The sequence below is a fragment of the Pseudoalteromonas sp. MMG007 genome, from assembly GCF_018100985.1.
Classification (GTDB): domain Bacteria; phylum Pseudomonadota; class Gammaproteobacteria; order Enterobacterales; family Alteromonadaceae; genus Pseudoalteromonas.
Genome location: NZ_JAGJEI010000001.1, coordinates 678,937 through 694,600 on the forward strand (window position 1 = coordinate 678,937; position 15,664 = coordinate 694,600).

A 15,664-nucleotide genomic window follows, 5' to 3' on the forward strand; every position below is an offset into this window, starting at 1 on the left:
AATTTAGATTTACAGCGCTACGAATTAACCAATAGCAGGTATAACCCCAGCCATTTGCATAAATTGCGCAGTAATTATTAGCACGCCACATAATCCCGCAACTAATAGCCCTGTATTACCAGTACTTACTTTATAACCCTGTTTATTTGAGGTTTTCCGCTGCTTGTAAACCATAGCAACAGGTAAAAATATAGCTAACACGACCAATGCAATGGCTGCGTAGCCTAATGCCATAATAAAGCCTTGCGGATAAAATAGCGCAAATCCTAAAGGAGGTATAAATGTTATTAAGGCTGTTTTTATACGGTCTGTTTTGTTATCACCTTTTTTAAACGTGTCTGCAAAAAAGTCGAATAAACCTAAGCTAACGCCTAAAAACGATGTGGCAAGTGCAAGATCCGCAAATAGCTTAACTGCAGTCGAAACACTTGGATTATGCGCAATATTAGCTACGTTACTTACAAAACCATTTAAGCCTTCACTATTAAGTAAATCGCTTTGGCTCATAATACCTTGGCTCAATAACTGCCAAAAAATATAAATAACCAGAGGCAAAGCTGCACCTGTAATCATTACTTTTTTAAGGGATTTTATTTCAAGCCCTACATATTTAACAATAGAGGGAATAGATCCATGAAAGCCAAAAGATGTAAAAATAACCGGAATAGCAGAAAGTATTAGACCTTGTTCTATAGGCATTTCTAATAAATGTGTACTTTGAACATAAGGAGTAAGCATATAAAACAAGCTAGCCAATACAATAATTTTAATTGTAAATAACACTTGGTTTAATTTATCGACTTTACTTGTACCAAGGGTAACAACGCTTGCAATAATTACGGCAAGGATCACGGAGCCTAGCTGTGGCGCAATATCTACATCAAAGCCTACATTTATTCGAGCTTGAAGCTGCGCACCGCCACCTGCTATATACGCAGCACATAAAGCATAAAATAAAAATACCATTGAAAAGTTAGCGACGTATTGTCCTCGTTTACCTAACCACAATTTAGCAAGTGTATTTAATGTGGCGTCACGGGGTGCATACTGGTGTAGCTCTAGCATAAGTAACGCTGTGTAAGTCATTAATAACCAACTAACTACAATTAGTGCAAGCGAAGTACTAAAGCCAAGCCCTGCTGATGCAATTGGTAGGGCAAGCATTCCTGCGCCAATAGTGGTGCCTGCAACAATTAACATGCTGCCTATTGTTTTATTTTTAAGCACTTAATTACCTGAGTTTTTATTAATATTTATGCACCATATAACTAGTTACTTAAATCTCAAATAGTTTTATAGCAAAAGGGCTGTATTTAAATGTAACTCTCAACTTACAACTGTATTTATTAAGCACTTGTATGCATTTAAAAGTATTAAAATAGGGTGGTGAGAGTATAATTTTATGTATGTTGTATTGCGTTATTAAGCGCTAAGGATTGGCATGTGCCGGTAAAAGTATCGTATTTTTTTATGGTTCTCGTTTGGTCTACTACACCACTTGGTATTGTTTGGAGTAGCGAAAGTGTGTCGCCAACGCTTGCTGTTTTAATGCGTATGTTGGTGGGGCTACTTATAGGTGGCTTAATTGTCGCGATTACTAATATAAGAGTACCTTGGAGTAAAAAGGCCTGCTTACTCTACTTTTACTCAAGTATTGGTATTTTTGGCGGCATGTTACTGAGTTATTTGGCTGCTAAAACCGTGCCTTCGGGCATTATTTCGCTCATGTTTGGCTTAGCGCCTATATTGTCTGGATTACTTGCGCAGCAATTACTTAACGAACCAAAGTTTAGCCCTATAAAGCTCGTTGCTTTAGCGTGTGCATTAATAGGTTTGTATTTTGTGAGTTATAATCAAGCACAAAACTCGCAAACCCAAGGCTTAGGGCTAGTATATGTATTTTTGGCTGTATGCTTTTTTAGCTTAAGCGGCGTGATGATCAAGCGTGTGCAAATAGCGATTCACCCTATGGCAACCACATTTGGTGCGTTGGTTTTTGTAACGCCACTCTTTTTTATTGCGTGGTGGTTATTAGATGGTCAGTTGCATATACAAAACTGGAGTGCAAAATCATTGTGGGCTATTGGTTATTTAGGTGTGTTTGGATCTTTAGTAGGGGCTTTGGCATATTTTCATGTACTGCAAAACCTAAATGCAAGCACGGTATCACTTACTACGCTCATAACTCCTAGCTTTGCGTTAAGCTTAGGAGCTTGGCTAAACAATGAGCCATTAAGCCAAGAGCTAATAATTGGTGCGGTTATTATTTTAATTAGTCTAGGTTTTTTTCAATTTGGTGATCAATTTTTAAAGCGAAAGAAAGTAAGCGCACATTAGCTTTATTACATTTTTTCTATTTGAATTATTAAGCGCCGGTTTTTGTCGCGACCTAAAATATTGTCATTGGTATCAACAAAGCGTTTTTCACCTAAACCCGTTGTGTGTACTTTTGCTTCGTCAACGCCAAGGCTTAGCATGTAATCTTTTATTGCTTTAGCGCGTTTACGAGAAAGGTCTAAGTTATTCCAGCGACCACCGTAGCTATCTGTATACGAGTCGATACTTATAGATTCAATACTCATATCATTTTTTAGGTATTCAGCTATTTTATCTAAACGTTGTTGAGATGATTTAGTTAATTTACTGCTGTTAGATTGATAGTTCATCACCGTAAACGAAATGTCTTCAAAACTGTAAGGGAGTAACTCATCGCGGCATTGCAAAAACGCCCAATAAGCTTGTTTAAAATTTACGCTCGACATGCCAACGGCAATTTTATCGGCAGAATTTTGCCAGTCTTGATAATAAAAGGTGGGGTAGTAGCCTTTTTCAAGTTCGGTTAACATCTCCCAAGCCGTTTTATTGCCTAGTTCACCGTCAAACTTTTTAAGTAATTTCATGCTCGCTATATCACGAGCGGGCAACCCAGCTCGCCATGATGGCGGCACTGCCTTTAGCCCTGCAATTGAGTAGTTTTCAGGGCGTACAACCATATCTAAGTTAAAGGTTAGGTTTTTGTTTTTGCTTGCAGAGGCTTTAAATATAGCTTCACCGTAATAAGGAACCTCATGATTTAGCTGACATTGTAAGCGTGTTGTTTTTACAACTTCCCAATTAGAGCTATCTTGGGTTGCAGTATATTGGCGCATAGCTGCGTGCGAATGAGCAGCGCTCACTAAAGCACTTACGCTAAGGCTAATAAATAACAACTTACACTTCATGGACGTTCTCCAACTCTGGTATGCCAAAAGTTTGGCAAATTAACTGCTTAAAAGATGAGTTCTAGCAAACAAACTTAACAGATTAGGTTAAGCAAGTTATGTGCCTACAATTATAAAGCAATAAATCCTTGAACCCCCTAGCCTAGAGGGCATCAATTTTGACATAATAGTCAGCTTACACCCATAAACCAAGAAGACTATGGCAAATACTGAGCAAACACTTTTCGCAAAACGCTTTCGTGGATTTTTTCCTGTTGTAATTGATGTTGAAACCGCAGGTTTTAACAAGCAAACAGATGCCCTGTTAGAAATAGCCGTGTCTGTATTAAAAATGGATGACGAAGGGTTGCTCAGCATAGATCATACCGTGCATTTTCATGTGCAGCCTTTTGAAGGTGCAAATATAGAGCAAGCCGCTATCGACTTTAACGGAATTGACCCTTTTAGCCCGCTGCGAGGCGCAGTACCAGAAGAAGAAGCAATTAAAGAAATTTGTAAAGTAGTTCGCAAGGCTCAAAAAGTTGCCGGGTGCCAGCGCTCCGTTGTTGTAGCACATAATGCTGCATTCGATCATGGCTTTTTAAATGCAGCCATTGAGCGTAATAATATTAAACGTACGCCGTTTCACCCATTTGTAAGCTTTGATACAACCTCACTAGCAGGCTTAGCGCTTGGGCAAACAGTTCTTGCTAAAGCTTGTAGGGCCGCAGGAATTGAATTTGATAATAGCCAAGCGCATTCAGCACTTTACGATACAGAGCGCACCGCAGAGCTTTATTGTTTAATCGTTAATAGGTGGCAGCAGTTAGGTGGCTGGCCGCTTGCGCCACTTTCAGAAAGTGACGCACAGGATAGCACTTCAGGTGGTGAAGAAGCTAAAACGACTGAGTAATTTTACCCTCAGTGAGTTTCACCAAGTGGGGCGGGTAAATACGCGAAAACTGTTTTGAGTCTTTTGCTATTTTAAGCTCCACACCGGGGTGCATTATTTCATTTACCTTTAAACGGCTTGCTGCCAACAGTTGCGTAATTTTTCTTTTAACTAATAATTTTTGGCGCTGAACATGAGCAGAACGCGTTTTTATTTGCTGCTCATTAACGATTATTTTGTCTAAAAAAAGCTGGCGCTGATCTGCCGTTGGCATTTTACTCACTTTCTCTCGCGCTTTTTGCAGAGCGGCTGTTTTGGTTGCAAGTAACTTTTCAAAGTCGGTAATTTGCGATTGTTTATCACGTAACTCAAACCAATGTTGCGCTAAAAAAACACGTGTCTTAATACCTGCAGGGGCTCCGAGCTCTCCCGTTTCAATGCGCAAGGCATCTAAAATACTGCCTCCAATTATTTTCCCTCGAGGGTTGTCAGCCTTACCCACGCGGATTAATCGCTTAGCACTTAAATTACAGTGAAGTGCTTGGCGCTCAATGAATAAATCTTGTTCTGTTTTTATATTACAGTACTGGGCATAGCCAATCGAAATAGTGCGTGAAGCCGTTATGCTACATGAAAAGTCGTCATCGCTTTCACGTTTGCGGCCAATAGCACCTAGCATGATTGTAACGGCACTATTGCTTTGTACTGTGCCCGATTCAACAAAGCCAAGTACCGTAATATCCCCATTGGCTTTTACACGCATGCCATCTTTAATATCACCACTTATAATTACGCTGCCGTCAAAATCAACATGGCCGGTGCTTACATCAACGTTGTCAAAACATAAAACATCATCAACACGCATACCACGAGGCAAAGCAACAGGCACACCTTTGCAATCGGCAATGAGCATATTTGGGTTTTTAGGGTCAATTTTAGTGCCTTCAAAAGGCTGTAGTTGATGCTCTTTGCCTGGTTTTGCAGCAATGACGTCACCAAAAACTGTATAGCCATCTTCACCAAGAGTAGCGGCAACGCGCTGCATTAAAGGCGTGCCAGGTTTTACTGTAATAATTGCACCAAGGTTTTTCATATCAACCTTACCGCCTTCTTTCGCTTGTGGGCTTAGCACTCGATCTTGAGCGGTAGAGCATAAGCGTACAAACCTAGCATCACTCCCTTCTTTGGGATTACGACCATGGGCAATAATAGCGCTATACGAAGTGCCAGGAGGTTGTTTGAATTGTTGGCCTAAAAAGGCATCAAGCGCACGAGGGCTAATGCCTTTTTTTACACCCGCATTAGCAAGTGCTTTTTGTGCACCCTCCATAGAAAATAATGCACCTCCTTTTGCCGTTGTAATGGTTGCCTCTGCAACCATATTTTTTTCATCAACATTAATAACGATTGAAGCATCAACTGCTTTAGCAACAATAAGAGATACTTCTTGATAGTTTTTACTAGGTGCAAAAAGTTTACCGATATTAGCTGAAATGGTTTCATATTCGCTAAATTCAGATTGCTCTAATATCTCAATGAGTTGAGTGCTTGTAACAGGAAAGCCGCTATCAATAGGGTGTTTTAATAAAGACACACACCCAGTATTTTTATCTAATGAAAAAACCGACATTTATTAATTCCCTACACATTATGCCTGTTATTATTTTTTATTTATTGCAACTAAAGTTTTAGCTTGCGAAAAAACCCTAACTCCCTATTTTGACACAAGTTCAAAGATTTGTTAAGAAAATGTTCATGGAATTTATTGATGGTAATAGGGTTGCACATTTAATATGCAGTTGGTTCGCATGAACAAAATAAAGTAATGCTAGGCCTTGAGTATCAGTACTTTACTCAGTTATACTGCATCCACGCTCTGAATGAGTTTACTAATTCAGGGGCTGATTAGGATTCGACGGAATTCAAGAAGCCCAAGGTGCATGTCGAGGTGCGGTTTGCCTCGTAAAAAAGCCGCAATCTAAAGTAATCGCAAACGACGATAACTACTCTCTAGCAGCTTAGGCTGGCTAGCGCTCCTTCTACGTATTCTTGTGGACTAGATTTTGGAGTGTCACCCTAACACCTGATCGCGACGGAAACCCTGGCCGGGGTTGAAGCGTTAAAACTAAGCGGCCTCGCCTTTACTTACCGTGTTTGTCCGGGACTTAAAGGTTAATTAAATGACAATACTAAACATGTAGTACCGACGGTCGAGGCTTTTCGGACGGGGGTTCAAATCCCCCCAGCTCCACCAATAATGGTTTTTAGATACGTTGATTTAAAAACCCTAAAAAACCCGCAACTTGAGCAATCAGGTTGTGGGTTTTTTTATAAGTATAATTTCACTGAAACCGATTGCTTACTGTACAAATTTAGTTTTAAGTTGCTATTTTAATGGGTGAGATTTAACACTAAAGCAATGGATTATAGTACTTAACTGTTTTTTATAGCGTGTGGTTTCATTTTTATCGTTATAACAAAAATGCTCAATAAAGAAAGTAAGCTTTTTAACAGCATTAATACTTGGTAAGTCTTTTTTTAAAGCATAAGACCCACCATCAAATAATTGAATGACAATATCGTGTGGGGTTTTTAAAAGTTGGCTAAGTTGTTCTTGAGCAAAAGTAATATCAGTATCTTGATGTAACAGGCCATTAAAAACAATTTTAAATGTAGGGCTCACGTTAATTTCCTAGCGTAACTCCTTTTTGAAATGTTTTTTTATTTTTATACACCGACTTAACTTACCAAATGAACATAGCCCTTATTATGTTCATCTCCTTGATTTTAATTAAAAAACCTTTACTGTCAGTGTTAAAGTTTTTAATTCTGATTATTTATAGATTAGTTAATGAAGTGACTAATTGCTTTATAGTATCGGCGAGCTTGCTTTGTACCTGTTGTGTGGATTTATCTAATAATGTTTCTAGGGGTTTACTTCTTACACACGAGAGTGTCGTTCATTGCTTGGCATGTGCCGATGCTTTTTTGTTAGTGCCGTATAACTACATTTTTGATTAACTGTCAGGCAGATAATTAACAGGAAGTTAGTTAGGGAAGTGAAATGACAATTGCTTCGCTAAAAAAGCGAAGCAATAAAACAGTTTAAACGTTTATTTAACCGCTGCTTTAATGGGTTTATCACCATCAAACAACTCAAAAATACGGTTGCTATTAAATGAGTTTGTAGCAATGTGTAGTAATGCATTAGCTACATTTTCGCGGCTAATTTTGGCTTTTGATTGATCGTTAGGACGCTCTGTTGTAACTTCCATTGAGGCACTTTCGTCGGTTAATGTCCCAGGGCGAACAATCGTATAATTTAACCCACTGTGAATTAAATGTTCATCAGCCATATGTTTTGCAACTAAGTAAGGTTTTAAGTCGCTTTCTATTGCATCAGGATCGTCTGCTCCAATAGAGCTAACCATAATAAAATGCTTTACACCGTGCTCTTTAGAATAATTAGCCGCTTTAGTTGCTGCCCACAAATCAATAAGTACGGTTTTATCTGTACCTGTGCTTCCACCAGAGCCTGCTGCAAAAATAACTTGGTCGCAGCCATTAACTGCATTTGAAAAATCACCTTCTAAGTCTTGTTCAACAATGCTTAAAAATGGGCTATCTAAGTCACTTAATTTGCTTTTATCTCGTACAAGTGCAACAACATTTTGCTCGTTTTTTAAAAGTAGCTCGGTAGTCATTTTACCAATTTGACCACTTGCGCCAATAATTAAAGTCTTACTCATAATTAACTCCTTCTCAATATAGTGTAAAAGTTGTTTGTACAAATAGACCTTGGGGTAGGGGATTATTTTTAAAGGGTAAAATAGGCTTTAAATGAGTTAATTTTATAAAATATTATAATTAAAAGTTATTACTTAACTGAGCATTAAAATCAGCTATTTTTAAGGCGTTTTTTAGAACTTTTTATTTGATCATTATACTAACTGCGGTCACATAATTATGGTGGTATGAGCTAATCCGTACACTGCGTTCTAGTAGTTTTAATAAAGGATTTTGTCGGTATTATTACCTTTACTCTTTATTGGCCCACCTAATGCTTGCAAATAGAAATGTGATATAGCCTCGACTGATGACGCTAAATAGCCAGTGCGCACCACAGGATATTCGTTTGTAACATCCAAAGTTGTAACGAACTCATCTAGCAGGGGGATATGTGTAACGTTTTGGCTCATTGCGCTTAACGGTAAAATACACATTAGCGATATTACAAAGGTGAATATTTTCATGGGAGCCCTTTTAAGTGAGTAAATTCCTTTTACACGCACTATTTTACGTAAAATTACGTTGATGCCATTTAAATTTTATTACGTATTAAATCACGAACAATAAATCGTGCAGGATGAACCGCTTGGCTTACGCGCTCACTTAAAGGGCGGGGTTCGTTGTTTAAACAGCTAATAAGGTGCTCACTCAACAAGGGTGCGCTACATAATGCACGCGCACCAAACCCTGTAAAAATATGCAGGCCTTGCTGTGGCTTATTTAGTGCATGATATTGATAGCGCTTACCTAAACGCAAGTTTGCAAAGGCGGTTATGTAATCGTTTTGCTCGCACCACTGACCAGTCATAGGGAGGTGGTCGATAAACGTACAGCGCACAGCCGCTTTAGCTGATGTTATTTGTCCTAGCGTGGTTGCAAAGTCGCTTTGCTGATAAAAGCTAAGCAGTTGCTTATGATTTAGTTGGTTGTCTTGCTCCGTAACAGCTCTGCTTTTAGTGTTTTTTTCAAATGTGGCTCCCATACAATGGCTATCTAAATATGCAGGGGTAAAGTAGCCTTTATGGCAAAGCACTGTTTTAAGCTTACGTGATTGCTCACTCGCCTCAATATGTGAAACTTGACCGCGCACGCCTACTATAGGGAGCGCTTTTGTTTGCTCAAATGCATCACTGTGCTCGCCTGCGCAAATAATTACATCGCTAAATGGGCCAAATTTTTGGTTGTTACTAAATAAGTACCAACCTTTATCTGATTTATTTAATTGCTCAATATTACAGTTAAACATGCTATTAAATGGCGCTAGATTATTTGCGGCCTTTAACATTACATCAACGAGTTGCACAGGGTTAACCCAGCCACCATTTTCAAAAAACACGCCAGAGTAGCCTGTTGCTACACCTGCTATTTTATCGCCTTGTTCGGCAGTGACATTACGCATTAACTGCTCAGGCCAAAGTTGTTTTTGTTCTAAATTTTCGTGTTTTTCTGCTAAGGGCTTTTTTACTGCATGCTGTAATACGCCGCACCAATCGTGATCAAAACTAAACCCATCTGTACATAATTGATTATAAAAACGTTTAGCATACAAAAAGCTATGAGCAAATAACTCACTATGTGGTGAATTTTTAGCTTGTAAATGAGGATACACAGCGCCTTGCACATTATGTGATGCGCCCATTGCAGGTTTTTCATCTTGGCAAAACAGCGTGCTTGAAATACCGCGCTTAGCTAAGCTATATAAAATGCAGCTACTGGCTATACCTCCGCCTATTACAGCCACATTTTTAAGCTCGCTGGTGTCTTGGTTAAAATATGCAGGGGACGATTGCTGACTATTTGGCGCTGCTAGGAAGCCTGTTAGCATTTCGCGTTTACGAGCAAAGCCTTTAGCTTTTTGCATTGTAAAGCCTGCTTCAATAAGCCCTCGGCGCACAAAACCTGCGGCGGTAAATGTTGCAAGCGTTGCAGATTCGCGCGAAATATCAACTATGGCATTAAACACACTTTGTTGCCACATATCAGGGTTTTTACTTGGTGCAAAGCCATCTAAATACCAGGCATCTACTACCCCTGCTTGCGGGTAGCTCATCGCGTTTATTGAATCAAGTACATCGCCAAAGTATAAATCGAGTATAACTTGCCCGTTATTAAATTCTATACGGTGGCAGCCTTGCAAATTAATAGGGTAATTTAGCGTTAGCTGATCGCTCAAATGGCTTAAAGTAGGCCACGCGGTGAGCGCTTGTTTTAAGTCATTTACTGTAAGTGGAAATTTTTCAAATGAAATAAAATGCAGACGTTTTACACTTTTATTACCTTTATTTTGAACTTGCATACGTTCTAAGTGGTCATTAAAGCATTGCCATGTATTTAAAAAATTTAAGCCTGTGCCAAAACCGGTTTCGGCAATAACAAAATGTGATTGGTCATGATTTTGTAACCGTGACTCTATATTGTTTTGTTGATAAAACACATAATGCGACTCAGCAAGGCCATCGTCATTAGAAAAATAAACATCATCAAAGTTGTCGGCAACGGGCGTGCCCAAATTATTAAAGTGTATTTTGGCGTTTTTTATCATGACTTATCACATTTATAGAGTGTATTTTTTTGATTATTTTACGGGTTTTCTTTGAAATAGTCTGGCGTTATTTATAAGCTATAACTTCAGAGTACAAGTGTACGCTAGAAAGCTGACCACTTAGCGATTAAAATCAGCGTAAAATAGAACACAATTTAGTATTAAGCTAAGGGAATTACCCATGAGAAGAGCCGTAATTACGGGTATCGGTGTTGTATCAAGCATCGGTAACAACAAAGAAGAAGTATTAGAGTCGTTAAAAGCTGGCAAAAGCGGTATCGCTTTTAACCAAGAATTTGCCGATTATAAGTTACGCAGTAACGTATCTGGTAAAATTGATATTGACGTTAAAGAGCACGTTGACCGCAAAGCTATGCGCTTTATGGGCGACGCTGCTGCTTATTCTTACATTTCAATGCAGCAAGCAATTGAAGATGCAGGTTTATCGGATGATCAAGTATCTAACGAACGTACTGGTTTATTAGTTGGCTCGGGTGGTGGTTCATCTAAGTGGCAAGTAGAAGCTGCTGACATTTTACGTGAAAAAGGCGTAAAACGTGTTGGTCCTTACATGGTCCCACGTACTATGGCGAGCACTACATCAGCCTGTTTAGCGACTCCTTTTAAAATTAAAGGTGTTAACTACTCAATTAGCTCTGCTTGTGCAACATCTGCGCACTGTATTGGCCACGCTGTAGAGCAAATTCAATTGGGTAAGCAAGATGTAATTTTTGCTGGTGGCGGTGAAGAACTTCACTGGACATTGGCGATGGAATTTGACGCAATGGGCGCTCTTTCTACAAAGTACAATGAAAGCCCAGAAAAAGCTTCACGTACATATGATGCTAACCGCGATGGTTTTGTTATCTCTGGTGGTGGCGGTATTGTTGTAGTGGAAGAGCTTGAGCATGCACTTGCTCGTGGCGCGCACATTTATGCAGAAATAGTTGGTTATGGCGCAACATCTGATGGCTACGACATGGTTGCTCCATCGGGCGAGGGCGCCGTACGTTGTATGCGCCAAGCAATGCAAGATGTAGAAAGCATTGATTACTTAAATACGCACGGCACATCTACTCCAGTAGGTGACGTAAAAGAGTTAGGTGCAATTCAAGAAGTGTTTGGTGGTAATTCACCAATGATCAGCGCAACAAAAGCTATGACCGGTCATGCTTTAGGTGCTGCAGGTGTTCATGAAGCTATTTTCTCATTATTAATGTTAGAGCACAGCTTTGTAGCGCCTTCTATTAATATTGATGAGCTGGACGAGCAGGCAGAAGGTTTAAACATTGTAACCGAACGTCGCGATGTTGAGCTAAATACAGTTATGTCTAATAGCTTTGGCTTTGGTGGCACTAACGCTACTTTAGTTATGAGTAAATACAAAGGCTAATTTTAAGTAAGCCCTAAATGCAGTTTCTGTAGGGGTTAGTAGCTAAAAACAAAAAAGGAAAGCCTAGGCTTTCCTTTTTTATTGAGCGCTGAGTTATATTAACCTTCTTCGTGCTCTTGGCGTGCCTGCTCAATCTCTTGTGCAAGTTCACGTGCTTTTTGTTTGGTTTTTTCAGTAAGCTCGCCTGCGGCTTCTTTGCTTTTTACCCATGCATCAACAGCAATTTCTTTACCGTCGTCGTACATGTCTAAGCCCATTGCTTTACTTTGTTGCATAAGCTCGTTTAACGACTCGTCGTTTTTAAGCTCATTTGTTTTATCTTTAACATCTTCCCATGCATCACCAAGCTTTTTTTGCATTTGTGCGCTTTTATCTTGAGTACCTTCTTTTACTTCTTGAGCGTCTTCACAACCCGTTAAAGTAATTAAAGTGCCTAATAAAGCTAAACCTGCTAATTTATTCATGTGCGATCTCTCCTTGGAGACAAGTAATTAATTCATGCAAACTATAGAACAATGAAAATGAACACACCTGTAACAAAGCGATTAAATTTTAAATTAATGGATGAGCACGATTGGCCGCTGTTATTTGAGCTCGATCAAAACCCGGCTGTAATGCAGTTTTTAACTCGAGGGGTACCCACACCTTTAGATAAAATTAAAAACGAAGGTATACCTCGTATGCTTGAATATAAAAATGAGCAAAAAGGGTGGGGGCTTTGGGCTATAAGCATTAAGCCTAGCAATACTTTTATAGGGTGGGTTTTAATTAGACCCATGCACTTTTTTAGTGATAAGCCTAATTTTAATGATATTGAAATAGGCTGGCGTTTTAAACAGCAAAGCTGGGGAAAGGGTTATGCAACTGAAGCTGCAAAGGCATTGTGCGACGAATTAGCAAAGCAAGCAGACGTTAAAAAAATCAGTGCAACTGCAATCAAAGATAACCTAGGGTCTATTAATATTATGAAAAAATTAGGGCTTACCTTTATAAAAAGTTACACATACAGATGAACACGGTGACTTGCCCGCAGTGTTATACGCTAAAACACTCTAGGCTAAGATTATAATTTACCTGTACAAACATTGACCTGAGCATAATTGATATGCATAAATGTGGGTGGGTAACTTAAAAATAATAAATTAAGGATGTTGTATGGGATTGTGTTCACTAAATAAATTAATAGTAAAAAGTGTGTTTATTTTACAGCTGTGTGTATTTGGCGCAGCAGCTGAGCAAGTTCCTCAAAGTGCGGTTGCCATGCCTGACTCATTTAGTGCCGACGCCGCTAAAAGCATATTAGAACAAGGAGGTAATGCTGTAGATGCTGCCATTACAGCGCAGTTTGTACTGGCAGTTACATTACCCGAAGCTGGAAATATTGGCGGCGGTGGCTTTATGCTTATTCAAAAAGACGGCCAGGGCGACTTTATAGATTATCGTGAAACAGCGCCAACGGCAGCTCATCGGGATATGTATTTAGATGAGCAAGGCAATGTTGTTCCTAACAAATCAATCTATGGCATTCACGCAAGCGGTGTACCGGGCAGTGTGGCAGGTATGTGGCTGGCTCATCAAAAACACGGCACGTTAAAATGGGAAACATTAGTACAGCCTGCGGTTACGTTAGCTGAGCAAGGCTTTGTAGTGCCTCCTAAATTAGCTCAGGGAGTAAGTCGTTATATTGCGCATTTAAAAGCAAAAAAGATAAATGTAAATTTTGAGGAATATTTTGCAGGTGTGAAAGCGAACAAAGTATTTAAGCAACCTGAGCTTGCAGCTACATTAAAACGCATTCGCGATAATGGTCAAGATGGGTTTTATAAAGGCGAAACTGCAAATATTATTGCCAAATTTATGCACCAGCATGGCGGTATTATTAATCAAGATGATTTAAAAAATTACACGGCTAAATCGCGAACACCTATAAAAGCAAATTGGAATGGCTATGAAGTATTAACATCACCACCACCAAGCTCTGGTGGTATTGCTATTTTACAGTGGCTAAAAATGTTTGAACTAAAAAAGCCAGATATGGGTTTAGTACATAACTCAACGCAGTATGTGCATTTACTTTCTGAAATAGGTAAACGCGTATTTGCCGATAGAGCAGAGTATTTAGGGGATCCGGATTTTTTTGATGTACCAGTTAATGCACTTACAGACATTACTTACCTTAAAAAGCGTAGCGACGATATTTCGTTAACGGCTATTTCTACAACCGAAAATATTAAACCAGGTTTAAAAGAAAGTGAGCAAACTACACATTTTTCAATTGTTGATAACATGGGCAATGCAGTCGCAAATACGACAACTATAAATCTAGGTTTTGGAAGTGGGGTTGTCGTTGAAGGCGCAGGGTTTATTTTAAATGATGAAATGGACGACTTTAGCGCCAAGCCAGGCGTTATGAATGTATTTGGCGCCATTGGTGGTAAAGCAAACGAGATACAACCTAATAAGCGTATGCTTAGCTCTATGACACCAACCATACTATTAAAAGATAACAAAGTGAAAATGGTAACAGGCTCACCAGGTGGCACGACGATTATAAGCTCTGTTTATGAGTCTATTTTAAATGCGGTAGAGTTTGATATGAGTGCAAAAGAGGTTGTAAACAGCACGCGTTTTCATCATCAACTTTGGCCTAAAAACGTAATTAGAACACATAGCGGTTTTACTGATAACGTTAAAGCAGAGCTTATAAAAATGGGTTACACCCTTGATGAGCGACACTTTGGTGATTTACATGTCATTATTAATAAAAAGGGTAAATTAGACGCCGCTTCTGAAAGCTCAGGACGTGGTAAATCAATTGTTTTTTAATAACCTAAACACTGGTTTAGATATTTACTAATACAATAAAGCACCGCGCTAGTAATAATAATTAAAGCGCGGTGAATTATCTTACTAAGCGTCGATTAAATCTTCGACACCAACAATAAGCCAAGGAGCGTCGTCTGAAATAGCGCGCTCTAAGTGCCAAATTTCTAAAATTGGCTGTTCTTTTTTATCACCTAAGTCGCGGTACTTACCTTTAAAGCGAATACTTACTTGCCACACAGAGGCTGTAATATCTGCGCGAACAAGCTCAGCATCAATAAACATTACTTCTGTTTCTACGCTTTGTATTGCCTCGCGCTCCGCTTTAAACTCTGCGACAAGTTCTGGACTCAAATATTCTGCCATAATGGCGTAATCAGCATTATTCCAAGCACTTTGCAGTGTGTGGTAATGATTGCGAGCACCTTGTAAAAAACCGTTAACGTCAAAATTAGGCGGCAAATTAAAAGGTACGTTTTCACTGTGTGGGGCACTATTTGAAAAACCTGTGTTAGTAGGTTGCTCTGTAGTCGCTTGCTTAAACGCATTTTGCGACATGCTTGCATTAGCAAGCTGAGGCGATTGTCTCGCGCGCATAAAACCGGTGATCAGTTTAAATAAAATAAAAAGTCCCCCAGCTAGTAAAATTATCTCTAAAAGTTGGAAGCCTTCAAAGTCATCGCCTAACATAGCAGCAATTAAGCCACCGGCTAAAAGCCCGCCAAATACACCGGCCATAATTCCTTTTTTATTCGATTTAGCTTTTGGAGCTGTAGAGGCTGGAACGTCAGATTGTTTGTTTTGTGTTGTTTGCTGTGTGGTTGGTGTTTTACCACGTTTACTACTGCCAAATTTTTTGCGTGCGTGTGCATCAAAACTTGCCGTACAAAGCAATGCAAGTAATGAAAATATAACAATGATGTTCTTCATGTAATTCCCTAAATAAGACTGAGCGGCGAGTATAATTAACTTTTCAGTAAAATCTAATAAATTACGTTGGAGATCAATGTGATTGAATGCAAAGT

13 protein-coding genes, 1 other RNA gene and 1 pseudogene are annotated in these 15,664 nt (G+C 39.2%); 6 read left to right on the plus strand and 9 right to left on the minus strand.

The window, feature by feature from the left end:
- Positions 1 to 24: 24 nt before the first annotated feature.
- Positions 25 to 1,227: a tyrosine transporter TyrP gene (tyrP, locus tag J8L71_RS03235; protein ID WP_210999237.1), complete on the minus strand. Its 1,203-nt coding sequence runs from the start codon at positions 1,225 to 1,227 to the stop codon at positions 25 to 27.
- Positions 1,228 to 1,443: 216 nt separating this feature from the next.
- Here tyrP and J8L71_RS03240 point away from each other — a divergent pair, with 216 nt between their 5' ends.
- Positions 1,444 to 2,337, plus strand: a complete 894-nt coding sequence (locus J8L71_RS03240) for a DMT family transporter (protein WP_210999238.1) — start codon at positions 1,444 to 1,446, stop codon at positions 2,335 to 2,337.
- 5 nt (positions 2,338 to 2,342) lie between these two features.
- Here the strand turns inward: J8L71_RS03240 and J8L71_RS03245 are convergent, their stop codons facing one another.
- The gene (locus tag J8L71_RS03245; protein WP_210999239.1) at positions 2,343 to 3,221 is read right to left on the minus strand and encodes an OmpA family protein; all 879 of its coding nucleotides are present in this window, start codon (positions 3,219 to 3,221) and stop codon (positions 2,343 to 2,345) included.
- A gap of 199 nt (positions 3,222 to 3,420) precedes the next feature.
- On the opposite strand from J8L71_RS03245, the gene rnt reads away from it, so the two are divergent.
- On the plus strand, positions 3,421 to 4,113 hold the full coding sequence (rnt, locus tag J8L71_RS03250) for a ribonuclease T (protein ID WP_210999240.1): 693 nt from the start codon (positions 3,421 to 3,423) through the stop codon (positions 4,111 to 4,113).
- On the opposite strand, the gene J8L71_RS03255 is transcribed toward rnt, so the two are convergent.
- Entirely contained in the window at positions 4,097 to 5,722 is a 1,626-nt protein-coding gene (locus J8L71_RS03255; protein ID WP_210999241.1) for a FapA family protein, read from the minus strand. The two genes, rnt and J8L71_RS03255, sit on opposite strands and share 17 nt — an antisense overlap.
- Before the next feature lie 267 nt (positions 5,723 to 5,989).
- Between J8L71_RS03255 and ssrA the strand changes: the two genes are divergently transcribed.
- Positions 5,990 to 6,346, plus strand: a transfer-messenger RNA (tmRNA) gene (ssrA, locus tag J8L71_RS03260).
- Positions 6,347 to 6,478: 132 nt separating this feature from the next.
- Here the strand turns inward: ssrA and J8L71_RS03265 are convergent.
- The 4 genes from J8L71_RS03265 to mnmC form a co-directional block, all read right to left on the minus strand.
- Positions 6,479 to 6,775, minus strand: a complete 297-nt coding sequence (locus J8L71_RS03265) for a hypothetical protein (RefSeq protein WP_210999355.1) — start codon at positions 6,773 to 6,775, stop codon at positions 6,479 to 6,481.
- A gap of 430 nt (positions 6,776 to 7,205) precedes the next feature.
- On the minus strand, positions 7,206 to 7,841 hold the full coding sequence (locus J8L71_RS03270; protein ID WP_210999242.1) for an NAD(P)-binding oxidoreductase: 636 nt from the start codon (positions 7,839 to 7,841) through the stop codon (positions 7,206 to 7,208).
- A gap of 258 nt (positions 7,842 to 8,099) precedes the next feature.
- Entirely contained in the window at positions 8,100 to 8,345 is a 246-nt protein-coding gene (locus tag J8L71_RS03275; RefSeq protein WP_247655168.1) for a hypothetical protein, read from the minus strand.
- Between the two features lie 68 nt (positions 8,346 to 8,413).
- Positions 8,414 to 10,423: a bifunctional tRNA (5-methylaminomethyl-2-thiouridine)(34)-methyltransferase MnmD/FAD-dependent 5-carboxymethylaminomethyl-2-thiouridine(34) oxidoreductase MnmC gene (gene mnmC, locus J8L71_RS03280; protein ID WP_210999243.1), complete on the minus strand. Its 2,010-nt coding sequence runs from the start codon at positions 10,421 to 10,423 to the stop codon at positions 8,414 to 8,416.
- A 181-nt stretch (positions 10,424 to 10,604) separates the two neighbouring features.
- Here mnmC and fabB point away from each other — a divergent pair, with 181 nt between their 5' ends.
- The gene (gene fabB / locus J8L71_RS03285) at positions 10,605 to 11,816 is read left to right on the plus strand and encodes a beta-ketoacyl-ACP synthase I (protein ID WP_210999244.1); all 1,212 of its coding nucleotides are present in this window, start codon (positions 10,605 to 10,607) and stop codon (positions 11,814 to 11,816) included.
- 98 nt (positions 11,817 to 11,914) lie between these two features.
- Here the strand turns inward: fabB and J8L71_RS03290 are convergent, their stop codons facing one another.
- Positions 11,915 to 12,280, minus strand: coding sequence for a hypothetical protein (locus J8L71_RS03290; protein ID WP_210999245.1), 366 nt, complete (start codon positions 12,278 to 12,280; stop codon positions 11,915 to 11,917).
- A 51-nt stretch (positions 12,281 to 12,331) separates the two neighbouring features.
- On the opposite strand from J8L71_RS03290, the pseudogene J8L71_RS03295 reads away from it, so the two are divergent.
- Together J8L71_RS03295 and ggt are read left to right on the plus strand one after the other, a co-directional pair.
- Positions 12,332 to 12,872, plus strand: a pseudogene (locus tag J8L71_RS03295) (GNAT family N-acetyltransferase).
- A 99-nt stretch (positions 12,873 to 12,971) separates the two neighbouring features.
- Positions 12,972 to 14,642: a gamma-glutamyltransferase gene (gene ggt, locus J8L71_RS03300; protein WP_210999246.1), complete on the plus strand. Its 1,671-nt coding sequence runs from the start codon at positions 12,972 to 12,974 to the stop codon at positions 14,640 to 14,642.
- Between the two features lie 84 nt (positions 14,643 to 14,726).
- Here ggt and J8L71_RS03305 read toward each other — a convergent pair whose 3' ends face one another.
- On the minus strand, positions 14,727 to 15,569 hold the full coding sequence (locus J8L71_RS03305) for a Tim44-like domain-containing protein (protein WP_210999247.1): 843 nt from the start codon (positions 15,567 to 15,569) through the stop codon (positions 14,727 to 14,729).
- Between the last annotated feature and the right edge of the window lie 95 nt (positions 15,570 to 15,664).